The following is a 10,661-nucleotide window of genomic DNA, read 5'->3' on the forward strand; positions in this document are numbered from 1 at the left end:
ATTATTCTTTAGAATCTTTGCTATTTTGATTTAACGCAACGCCGATTTGATAGTATGAAAAGCCCTTGCTTTCTAAGTTTTGATGTTGATAGATATTCCTGCCATCAAAGATTACAGGGCTTTTTAATAGCTTTTTAATCTCATCAAAATCAGGGCTTCTAAACTCGCGCCACTCAGTCACAAGACACAACGCATCCGCATTTTTCAATGCCTCATACTTGCTATCCACCAAATTTATAGAATCTAAATACGCTTTAAGATAGAATCTAGCCTGATGCTCCGCCTTGCTATCATAGGCATTCACACGCGCCCCAGCACGCACCAAGTGCGAGATTAGCACGATTGAGCTTGCCTCACGCATATCATCAGTTTCTGGCTTAAAGCTTAAGCCCCAGATAGCAAACGTGCGACCTTTTAGCGGCTTTGTTTCTATAAAAGATTCTATAGAATCTTGCGGCTTAAACCCACAAAAATGCCTTAGAATCTTCTCAACTAAAAGCATTTTTTGACTATCATTCACGCCCTGCACAGCATTCAAAATACGCGCTTTATACCCAAAATCAAGTGCCGTTTTTTCCAACGCTCTCACATCCTTAGGGAAACAACTCCCACCATACCCACACCCAGGATAAATAAAGCTATAGCCGATACGCGAGTCCGAGCCGATACCTAGCCGCACATCATTAATGTTTGCGCCCACACGCTCACAAATCTGTGCCATTTCATTTATAAAGCTAATTTTAGTCGCAAGCATCGCATTTGCCGCGTATTTCGTCATTTCCGCAGATTCTATATTCATCGCTATAAGGCGGTCGCTTTTGATTAGAAAGGGCGAATATAACGCCTTCATCACATCTAAAGCCCTTTGCGAGTCGCTGCCGATTACCACTCTATCAGGGCTTAGAAAGTCCTTTATAGCCACGCCTTCTTTCAAAAACTCAGGATTGCTAACCACATCAAACTCGCTATTTTTGTTACGCAGTGTAGATTCTATGATACCTTTTACCATACGCGCCGTTCCCACAGGCACGGTGCTTTTATCGACCACCACGACATATTTTGATTGTATGTGTTCGCCTATATCACTTGCTACCGCTTTTACATATTGCAAGTCCGCAGAGCCATCTTCACCCATCGGCGTGCCAACGGCGATAAATATCACTTCGGCTTTACTCAAGGCTTCTTTTTTATCGGTTGTGAAACTAAGGCGTTTTGCCTTAACATTTTCTTTTATCATAGATTCTAAGCCCGGCTCATAAATGGGTATCACGCCCTTTTTTAGATTCTCAATTTTTTTAGAATCTACATCAAGGCAAATCACTTCATTGCCACTCTCACTAAAACAAGCCCCCGCCACAAGCCCGACATACCCGCTACCTACGATACTTATCCGCATTTTCTCTCCTTTGTAGAATCTTAAAATGGCTTACAAACCGCAAAAATCACAATGGCTATCATTAAAAGCGTTGGAATCTCATTAAAGATTCTAAAAAATTTCTCACTTTTGTAGCAAGATAGTAAAAGACGTTTGCGATAAAAGCCACACGCAAAATGAAAAATAAACAAAAAGCCCACAAATAAGAGCTTTGCGTGCAGCCAACCACCGCTTTTAAAAATATAAGGATTACTAGCAATTAGCAACACACCGCTAAGAAGCGAGCAAATCATCGCAGGATAGCCGATATAATAGTAAAGTTTTTTTTCTTGCACTGCCGCGACACGCGTGAAATCGGCGTTTTCATACTGCTGTGCGTGATAGACAAAAAGACGCGGTAGATAAAAAAGCGCTGCCATCCAAGTGATAATCGAAATGATGTGAAAAGCCTTAAACGCCGTGTAAAACTCTGCCATTTTCCGCCCTTTTTAAGAATTATTGCTTTTAGAATCTTGCGGCATTTCGCTACTAGATTCTATAATCGTAGATTCTATATTAGATGATTTTGCGATGTCTTTAGAATCTTTTTGACTGCTATCGCCAAGCTTTAGCAAATGGGCTTTGTCAGTCAAAATTATGCGTGCAAAAAAGGCGATTATAAGCGTGAAAAATAAAATTTTTAGCGTGATTTCAGCCGAGTTCAGTAGGCTTTCAGCTTGCGGGCTTGCCATTACTTTTGGCTCTTCATTAAAAATATTTACAATTTTTGGGGCGTAAAAAAAGCAAAAAAGAAACATTAAAATCGTGTTTAAAATGCTTAAAATCCACACAAAAAAGTTCGACTTTTGGAATCTAAAGCTCAAACTTTCATAACTTAAAACATAAATAGCTACAAATATTAGAACATAGCGAAACTTATCGATTATATCAGCTAAGATTATGCCTTGCTCATATTTTGTGATTCCTTGTGTGAAATCTTTTAGTCGCAAAAGTGCGTCCGCATTTAAAATCGTGCTTTCCGCAAAGCCTAAAAGTGCGATACCGCCGAGTGCCACGCCGATATTTAGGAAGTATAAGCCAAGCAAGATTTTGGAAATTGTTAGAGTTTTGTTATTCAATTTTCGCCTTTTTTAGTTTTTTAAGATTCTATCTTAACATTTTTAAAATTTAAAAAAATCGCCAAAACTCTTTAAAACTTACTGCTTTCTTCCCTAACAAATTTCACTAATTCTATCGCGTTTTCGCGTGGTAAGTCTTTTATCATTCCATGACCTAAGTTGAAAATGTGCCCTTTGTTTTGCATTACTTGCAAGATTTCTAGCGCGCCCTTTTTCATAGAATCTAGGTTGTAGATTCTAGCTGGCTCTAGGTTGCCTTGCAGGGTGAATTTATCGCCGACTTTTGCCTTTGCCACGCTCATTGGCGTTTGCCAGTCAATGCCTAAAACATCAAAATTGCCATCCAAAGCCTCCAAAAAAACGCCCGTGCCACGCGGGAAAATAATCACAGGCGTTTTTGGAAATTCGCGTTTTAAAAACGCCGCAATATCACGCAAATACGCCCATCCAAACGCTAGATACGCCTCCTTTTCAAGTGCGTTCGCCCACGAGTCAAAAAGCATTACCGCATTAGCCCCAGCCTTGATTTGTAAGCTTAAATATTGCTTAATCTCATCGCTCAAACGCTCTAGCAATGCGTGTAGCACACGAGGTTGTGTGTATAGAATCTTTTTACTTTTCTCATACGCCTTGCTCCCAGCTCCCTCAATCATATAAGTCGCCAACGTCCAAGGCGCACCGCTAAAGCCTATCAAAGCCTTATCCTTGCTTAGTTTAGCTCTTATATCCGCGACACATTCATAGACATAATTTAGACGTTTGTGTGCATTTTGACGCAAAGATTCTATAGAATCTAGGTTTTCAATAGTGCGAGAAAACACAGGACCCTCGCCACTTTTAAACTCCAAAGGCAACCCCATCTCAAAAGGCAGCACCAAAATATCGCTAAAAAGTATCGCCGCATCCACATCCAAAATTTCAATCGGCTGAAGCGTAATTTCGCTTGAAAGGGCGACATTTTGGCATAAATCTAGGAAGTTTTTCGCCTTTGCCCGCGTGGCTTTATATTCGTCCAAATATCGCCCAGCTTGCCGCATAAACCACACGGGTGTATAGGGCGTTTTCTCCTTAAAACAGGCTTTTATGAATGTCATTTTGTATCCTTAAGTGATAAATCTACTTGAAATTAAAAGTAGATTCTATAGAATCTAGCAAAAATTTGCAAGGCATTTTGGGTTATAAATACTAGATTCTAAAAACCTAACGCAGTTTTGAATTGTATATCTTATTAAACTTTATAGCAAAAGTGGATTCTATGACAAGGTTTAGAATCTGCTCCATTAAAAAGGCGTCTTTTTCATGTGGATTTAGCCTATATTCATGCACTAAAATCATAAAAATTTCATAAGGATAATAAAGATTAGAAGCCAAACGCGAAACCCTTATAGTATTATCATATAGGGTATATGTCCCCTCAAGTGTTTCATCCATATCCGCAATTTCCACATTCGGCTTAAAGGCATAAATCTTAAAAATATCATTTAAAGATTCTATAAATTCTTTCATCAATTGCAGTTTAGAATCTTCGCTAACTTGCGGCTTAAATGTAATGCCAAAAGGCGTAAGATATTTATTCATATACAAATTCACAATTTTATTTACAAAATCATATTGCAAAGATTCTAAATATTTGCTGCCTTCATTAATATCTGTCTCAAATTCACTTTTTATATCACGCAAAAAATCCTTATTAAAAGTGTCAAAAATGTGGTAAATATAGCCTATTTTGCCTGTTAGCTGGGGGTAGATTCTATAGATTCTGTGTTTTTTATAGAATCTAAATCATAGCAAACTAGATTATCAAGCTCTTTTAGTGGCAAGTAAAAACCGATTTTATCAAACATATTATTTTTTGCAAAAAAGTTACTTTTATCACTCAAATCTTTATAAATCACTTTATTATTTATAGTGCGTTTTTTAAACTTTGAGTGATAGAATCTAGGGTAGATTCTATAAGTTTATATTTTGTTTAGAAATGTTTTTAGATTCTATATTTTCTTTGGAATCTTGTTTAGATTCTAAAATATATTTTATCTTAAGTGGCTCTTTTATAGCGACAGGCTCGCCATTTTCAAGCTCCCAAAGGATAGATTCTATAAATCTTATGCATTTAATATCAATCATTTTTTTCCATTACAAAATCCATTAAATTTATTGCAAAAGTATAATGCTTTTTTCTAAATCTTTGATAGAATCTAAACTTTATAACAACTAAAAAGGTAAAAGTTGCAACGAATATTTATCATGCCATTTTGTATTGTTTTTTTGCTGATTATGTATTATTTGCTAAATTCGCAGAGTTTTGAGCGGATAAATCCTGCCTTAAAGTTATATTTATTGAAAGATAAAAATATTTATCCTTTCGAATCTAGTTACTTTAACCCTGAAAATGATATAAAATTAAGTGCTTTTGATGCGAGTGGGTTAAGTTCTTATAATGTGGAGATTTTAGATTCTAATGGCAAGATTTTGTTAGAATCTAGCGAGATTTTGACCAAAAAAAGCAAGAAAATCGATGTGATTTTGCCAAAAATCAGCAATCTTAAGAATGGAGATTCTATCACTTATAAAATTAGCGTGCAGGACTGGAGCAATACGAATTTTTTTCGCGGAAACACCACGACAATTAGCAAAAATCTAGTGATAAACAACACCACGCCGCAGATTCAAATCATCGCCACAAGCCAGCAAATTAGCTATGGTGGCGCGGCTTTGATTGCCTTTCAGGCGCGTGATTTGGGCGTGGATAATAGCGATTTGGGCGTGGAGCGCGTCTTTTTGAGTAACGGCAAAAACATTTTTGAAGCCTATCCATACATCAATAAACAGGGCTATCTTGTGTATCTTTCAATCATTGCGTGGCCTATTACAAACACATTTTTTGAAGGCAAAATCCATGTTTTTGACAAGGCGAGTAATGAAAAGGTGATAACCATTCCCATTGCGACTAATATTAATTTTACAAAACGATTATATAATTTCCCCCTTAGCGATTCATATATGAATAAAATGTTATCTCGTTTAGAGCAGTATGTAAAGTTTCCTATTTCACTTACAAAAGATATTGAAAAATTCGAATATTTTAATAAAATAATGAGGCCACAAGATAATAAACGTATAGGTGATTTTGATAGAATCTTTATTAATGATGCCATTAAAAAAATACCAAGATTTAATACTTTTGCTCCTTTGCAAAACTATACAATACAAGGGAAATTTGGTGATGAATATATTTATAGATATAAGGGTGAAAATATAGGCTCGTTTAAACGATTAGGGATTGATTTAGTGGCTAGTAAAAATACTTCTATTATTAGTAGTAACGATGCTAGACTTGCTTTTTCAGGGCAAATAGGTGAGTATGGTAATGTTGTGGTGTTGGGACATAATTTAGGTTTAAATACCATGTATGGTTATTTGAATAATTTTAGCAATACTAAATACTCACTAAACTCTCTTGACGTGATAGGGTATGTGGGGCATAGTGGTTTGGCATTAATTGATAATGTTAGATTTAGTGTTTTGGTGCAGGGGCATTTTGTCAATCCACAGGAGTGGATGAATGCGGAATGGATAGATAAAAATATTAATCAGGTGCTTGAAAAAGCCGAAAACTTTGGAATAAGATAATATATAAATAAATTCTAAGATTCTATAGAATCCCTTAATATTTAATTTTATATGATAAAGTTTGGATTCTTTTTTATAAACAAAGGAAAGTTATGCGGGTTTTGTTTTTTATTTTATGTTTTGTGGTTTCTCTTAATGCGGTAAGCCTAAAAGATTATAAGCCGTTGGTTTTTGAGATTTTAGATTCTAAAGAAAATATAGAATCTAAACCCACGCAAATAGAATCTAGCGACAAAGATTCTATAACGAATAAAGATTCCACAAAAAATATAGAATCTAAGTCGCCACAAAGGCGTATTTTAGAGCTTTCAAATGAGTATGCAAAGGAGCAGCTAACTTTTGTAGATACGCTGCAAAAATACGCTACAACAAAAGAGCAGCAAGATTTTATCACGCATTATAAAACATATTTGCAATTGCTTGTAATGAATGTAGCACTGCAATTTTACATAGAAAATCATAGCTCAAAACAAAAAGATTTAAGTAAAAAAGAGAGTGAATTTATAAAATTTATCAATGATTTTTTGCAGGAGCAAAGTGATATTATTGCTAGTTTTGGTGATAAGTTTTTTATTTTTTTGGATTTTATGAAAGGCAATGCAGAACCTTGTATCGGGGCATCTTGCGGTCATATAAATGAAGTCTTTATCATTGATAATATGTTAGAGTACAATAAAAATAAAATGAGCGAAAATATCGCTAATTACGCCATTAATGGCTATAAATATTATATATTAATGCAGTTTGAAGATTCTATAAATTACACATTTAAAAAGCTAGATTTTAGCAATGTGAGCCAAAAAAATTTAGAACATAAGGCTATGGATATGAATAATAACAAATTGCTAGATATTTTCATTAATTATTTATACACAGAATATTTGCAGCGGCTATATGCGGACAATTTTGCGTTAGGATTTTTAGAATCTGGTTATAAAAATTTGCTTTTAGATACTGAGTTCTCTCCTTGCTTTTTCCCATCAATGCTAGGGCAAAAGGGCAAGGATGTGTGCATGGCAGAGTTTTTTAATATAACGGCTAATGATTTTTATCCGGGCGTTATTGTGACGCTAGATTCTAAAAACTGCATGATTGTTACTAAATCTAAAGATTCTACAAAACCAAAAATAATAAAAAGCCCCACAAATACCGATAAAATGTGTAAGGATATAATACAAAAGTTTGAATCTGTTTTTTAAACCATTACAGATATTATAACTTTATATTTTTCATAATTTTGAATTTTATAGTTTTAAATAAATTTTATTAAAAAATTAGTAATTTGTTTATTTTTGTAGTTAAAAAGTGCTATAATTTCACATTTATGAGATTCTAAAGAATTTAAAGGAAAAAAAAATGAGTGAGATTTTACCCATTGCTTTGACGCCCAAAAAGACGCTATTAATCGGAGCTGGAGCGGTCGCGGCACAAAAATATAAGGTTTTAAAAGAGGCGAATTTTGATATTACAATTGTGGCAAAAGAAAAAAAACATAGCGTTTTTAGCGATGTTGATGTGATTTTGGCTTCATTACAAACGGATACTGAAAACATAGAATCTAATTTAAATCATATTAGATTGCAAGAGAAAGTATGTGCGAATTTAGATTCTAAAATAAGCCAAAATATAGAATCTAATTTGCAAGATTCTAACAATATCACAAGCAAAAGTATTGAATCTAATAATAAAATTTCTAAAAAATTAGAAAATATAGAATCTAAAACTACTGATTCTATACAAATTATAGATTGCCACGCTAACTCTAGCGACTTAACTCGCAATAACATAGATTCCAAAAATCCTAACTTTAATACTAAAAACTTACAAATTATAGAATCTAACTTTTTACAAAATTTCGACTTAGTAATTGACGCCACAGGCGATAAAAATTTAGGCGTTTTTCTACACAAAAACCGCAAGAAACTAGGCTTTTTACTCAATGTGGTCGATGTGCCAGAGCTTTGTGATTTCTATTTTGGTGCGATTGTGAGAAGCGAAAATGTAGCAATAATGGTAAGCACAAATGGCGCTTCTCCCATTTTAGCACAGAAAATAAGAGACAAAATCGCTAGAATCCTGCCAAAAAGCATAGGAAAATTTAGCACATATTTAAAAGAAATGCGCACTAAGATTCTAAGCAACAAGGATGAAGAAAATAAAAAACTAAGCCCAACAGAGCGGGAAAATATCGCTAAAGCTTGCGAACAGAATCTAGGAAAGGTTTTCATTATCGGGGCTGGTCCGGGCGATTTTAATAGCCTAACTTTAAAGGCGCTGGAAGCGTTGCAGCTAATTGATGTCGCGTTGATTGACAACCTTGTAAGTGCGCAAATTTGGGAGTTTTTGCAACAAAATGGCGTGGAATGCGTAAGTGTGGGCAAGCAAAAGGGCAAAAAAAGCTTCAAACAGGACGCGATAAATCGCCTGATGCTTGACTACACATTGCAAGGAAAGTGCGTGGGGCGCATTAAAGGCGGCGACCCTGTGATATTTGGGCGCGTGTGGGAGGAGGCAAGTTTCCTAAAAAAACACAATGTCGATGTGGAATGCGTTAGTGGCGTGAGTTCGAGCCTGTGCGGGTCGCTTAGTAGCGGCATTGTGCCGACTTTGCGTGGCGTGAGCTCGGGCGTGCTGATTGTGTCCGCGCATTTGCGTGAAAATATTTTCCATACGCAGTGGCTTCTGTGGCTTAAAAACTCGCCCTACACGCTAATTGTGATGATGGCGTATAGCTTCGCGGACAAAATCGTAGCAGAGGCACGGCTTCGTGAAATCGACTTGAATATCCCAGCCGCCTTTGTCTCAAAGGTTGATACACCGCAGCAAAAAAGCGTCATAGGCACGCTAGGAGAGCTAGAATCTATGGCAAAAGTGTGCGATAAACCAGCCATTTTGATTATCGGCAAAGCGGTGTTAAAAGCGCATGAAATGCCTTATATCGGTGAGCGAATTGTGATAGAATCTAGTGAAGAAAAAAACTTAGAATCTAGCATTTTGACACTTGGGGCATAATATTTTGTTAAACTCACTAAAAAATTAGTGGCGACCATAAAACATCTTTAATCTCAAATTTTATTTACATAAATAATTTAAATTTTTAAAACTTAATTGTTTTACATTTATTGAGATAAAATTGCACAATTTTATACAATTTAAATGGAAAACATTTAGAATCTATGTTTTACTTTATTTTATAAAGCTTTATTATAATTAAATACAAGTTAATCCTTAAATATTTTTCATTTCTTTGATAATTTTTTCGTTATTTTTTACTTTCCCTTGTTTAATGAGATTATTGTAAATTGTTGTAACTTCCTTAATATCTTGCTCACTCAAAGTGTTATCGTTTTTTAGCTCTTTTAGCTCTTTTAGCAAAACAACTATTCTTGGACGCAATTCATTACTAACAATCATTGCTACTCTTTCTGCCAACACAAAACTTTGTGCTTTTGTTAAATTTATATGATTATTTCCATAAAAATAACGAATGGCTTGTATTACTCCATTAACATTTTGTGCAAAATTAATGGAACTTAAATAAATTTCTAATTGCTCATCTTTACCTATAATTCTATCAAGCCATAATCTTGAGAATAATATTTCAGCCATTTTTCTTCTATATCTTGTTGCGTTCATATTTTTTATAAATAATGTTCTAAATAATTGTTGAGTGATTGTAGAACCCCTTGAATAAAGATAATAAAATTACTAAACACACAATTGCTATTAGTGATGATTCCGTAGTTTCTCCGTTGTGAGCATTAACCAAAAATATGGATATAAAGCATAAAACAGGTATAGGCAAAAATAAATAACTAAAGGATAATTTTATATCAAAAGGTCTATATGCACCATCTACTTCATTTCTTCTAAACAATAGTTGTTGATTTCCATAATTTATGCCTAACATTCCTCTTAATGTTACAATTTTTCTTTTTGCAAACACAATTTCTTTTTGTTTATGTGCAAAATCTTTTGTAATAAATAAAAATAATATAAAAATTAAAAAACTTATAACAAGCGATGTAACTTCTCTTTCAAACGTAAAAAAATCAAAAATTTTATCTAAAAAACCCATAAGAATAGAATTAAATAATGTCCCAAAAATAATAATATACTTAACCATATTATCAAAAATTTTCTGTTCTTGTTCTAGTATCTTACACGCAAATTTATACTCTTCTAGTGCAATATCTCTATTCTTATCTTTATCAAAATGACAAGTTGAAAAAAGCTGCTGTGAATTTGTATCCATAAATTATATCTACTTGTATTCAATCTCTCAAAACTAAGCAATGGTTTTAAATATGTTTAATTCTTTAAGTTATAGAATCTAAAAGAAGATTCTATAAATCGTTACTCAAAATCACATTTGCAAGATTCTAAAAAGATTCTAAAAAGATTCTTAAAAGATTCTAAGGATTATAGAATCTATTTTAATTAAAACAAGTGAATGTTTTAATATTCTCTTAGAAAGGAGGTGATCCAACCGCAGGTTCACCTACGGTTACCTTGTTACGACTTCACCCCAGTCGCTG

At 34.2% G+C, this 10,661-nt stretch carries 12 protein-coding genes and 1 rRNA gene; 3 read left to right on the forward strand and 10 right to left on the reverse strand.

What is annotated here, in order from left to right; genetic code table 11:
* Position 1: 1 nt before the first annotated feature.
* From LS64_RS08190 to LS64_RS12460, 7 genes are all read right to left on the reverse strand, one after another.
* The gene (locus LS64_RS08190; RefSeq protein ID WP_034572720.1) at positions 2-1,396 is read right to left on the reverse strand and encodes a UDP-glucose dehydrogenase family protein; all 1,395 of its coding nucleotides are present in this window, start codon (positions 1,394-1,396) and stop codon (positions 2-4) included.
* Positions 1,397-1,416: 20 nt separating this feature from the next.
* Positions 1,417-1,851, reverse strand: a complete 435-nt coding sequence (hemJ, locus tag LS64_RS08195) for a protoporphyrinogen oxidase HemJ (RefSeq protein ID WP_034572717.1) — start codon at positions 1,849-1,851, stop codon at positions 1,417-1,419.
* Positions 1,852-1,863: 12 nt separating this feature from the next.
* On the reverse strand, positions 1,864-2,493 hold the full coding sequence (locus tag LS64_RS08200) for a DUF4149 domain-containing protein (protein WP_064773726.1): 630 nt from the start codon (positions 2,491-2,493) through the stop codon (positions 1,864-1,866).
* Between the two features lie 71 nt (positions 2,494-2,564).
* Complete coding sequence (hemE, locus tag LS64_RS08205; RefSeq protein WP_034572714.1) at positions 2,565-3,587, reverse strand: uroporphyrinogen decarboxylase; 1,023 nt, start codon at positions 3,585-3,587, stop codon at positions 2,565-2,567.
* Between the two features lie 106 nt (positions 3,588-3,693).
* Complete coding sequence (locus LS64_RS08210) at positions 3,694-4,173, reverse strand: hypothetical protein (protein WP_034572711.1); 480 nt, start codon at positions 4,171-4,173, stop codon at positions 3,694-3,696.
* Positions 4,174-4,226: 53 nt separating this feature from the next.
* The gene (locus LS64_RS12455) at positions 4,227-4,373 is read right to left on the reverse strand and encodes a hypothetical protein (RefSeq protein ID WP_238699479.1); all 147 of its coding nucleotides are present in this window, start codon (positions 4,371-4,373) and stop codon (positions 4,227-4,229) included.
* Positions 4,374-4,443: 70 nt separating this feature from the next.
* Entirely contained in the window at positions 4,444-4,617 is a 174-nt protein-coding gene (locus tag LS64_RS12460) for a hypothetical protein (protein ID WP_160659354.1), read from the reverse strand.
* Between the two features lie 102 nt (positions 4,618-4,719).
* Here LS64_RS12460 and LS64_RS08215 point away from each other — a divergent pair, with 102 nt between their 5' ends.
* From LS64_RS08215 to cobA, 3 genes are all read left to right on the forward strand, one after another.
* Positions 4,720-6,123 (forward strand): peptidoglycan DD-metalloendopeptidase family protein, encoded by a 1,404-nt coding sequence (locus tag LS64_RS08215; RefSeq protein ID WP_034569987.1) that lies wholly within the window; start codon positions 4,720-4,722, stop codon positions 6,121-6,123.
* Between the two features lie 92 nt (positions 6,124-6,215).
* Positions 6,216-7,322 (forward strand): hypothetical protein, encoded by a 1,107-nt coding sequence (locus LS64_RS08220; protein WP_034569988.1) that lies wholly within the window; start codon positions 6,216-6,218, stop codon positions 7,320-7,322.
* A 157-nt stretch (positions 7,323-7,479) separates the two neighbouring features.
* Positions 7,480-9,135, forward strand: coding sequence for a uroporphyrinogen-III C-methyltransferase (gene cobA, locus LS64_RS08225; protein WP_052062326.1), 1,656 nt, complete (start codon positions 7,480-7,482; stop codon positions 9,133-9,135).
* 216 nt (positions 9,136-9,351) lie between these two features.
* Here the strand turns inward: cobA and LS64_RS08230 are convergent, their stop codons facing one another.
* The 3 genes from LS64_RS08230 to LS64_RS08240 form a co-directional block, all read right to left on the reverse strand.
* On the reverse strand, positions 9,352-9,759 hold the full coding sequence (locus LS64_RS08230) for a transglycosylase domain-containing protein (protein ID WP_237416295.1): 408 nt from the start codon (positions 9,757-9,759) through the stop codon (positions 9,352-9,354).
* Positions 9,760-9,778: 19 nt separating this feature from the next.
* The gene (locus LS64_RS08235; protein WP_034569990.1) at positions 9,779-10,378 is read right to left on the reverse strand and encodes a hypothetical protein; all 600 of its coding nucleotides are present in this window, start codon (positions 10,376-10,378) and stop codon (positions 9,779-9,781) included.
* A 218-nt stretch (positions 10,379-10,596) separates the two neighbouring features.
* Positions 10,597-10,661 (reverse strand): 16S ribosomal RNA (locus tag LS64_RS08240); the annotation flags it as partial.

This window comes from Helicobacter saguini, from assembly GCF_000762875.2.
Lineage (GTDB): Bacteria > Campylobacterota > Campylobacteria > Campylobacterales > Helicobacteraceae > Helicobacter_A > Helicobacter_A saguini.

Coding starts and splice junctions, on each gene's coding strand:
- LS64_RS08190 (WP_034572720.1), bottom strand. CDS start 1,396: ATGCGGATAAGTATCGTAGGTAGCGGGTATGTCGGGCTTGTGGCGGGG.
- hemJ (WP_034572717.1), bottom strand. CDS start 1,851: ATGGCAGAGTTTTACACGGCGTTTAAGGCTTTTCACATCATTTCGATT.
- hemE (WP_034572714.1), bottom strand. CDS start 3,587: ATGACATTCATAAAAGCCTGTTTTAAGGAGAAAACGCCCTATACACCC.
- LS64_RS12460 (WP_160659354.1), bottom strand. CDS start 4,617: ATGATTGATATTAAATGCATAAGATTTATAGAATCTATCCTTTGGGAG.
- LS64_RS08220 (WP_034569988.1), top strand. CDS start 6,216: ATGCGGGTTTTGTTTTTTATTTTATGTTTTGTGGTTTCTCTTAATGCG.
- cobA (WP_052062326.1), top strand. CDS start 7,480: ATGAGTGAGATTTTACCCATTGCTTTGACGCCCAAAAAGACGCTATTA.
- LS64_RS08230 (WP_237416295.1), bottom strand. CDS start 9,759: ATGAACGCAACAAGATATAGAAGAAAAATGGCTGAAATATTATTCTCA.
- LS64_RS08235 (WP_034569990.1), bottom strand. CDS start 10,378: ATGGATACAAATTCACAGCAGCTTTTTTCAACTTGTCATTTTGATAAA.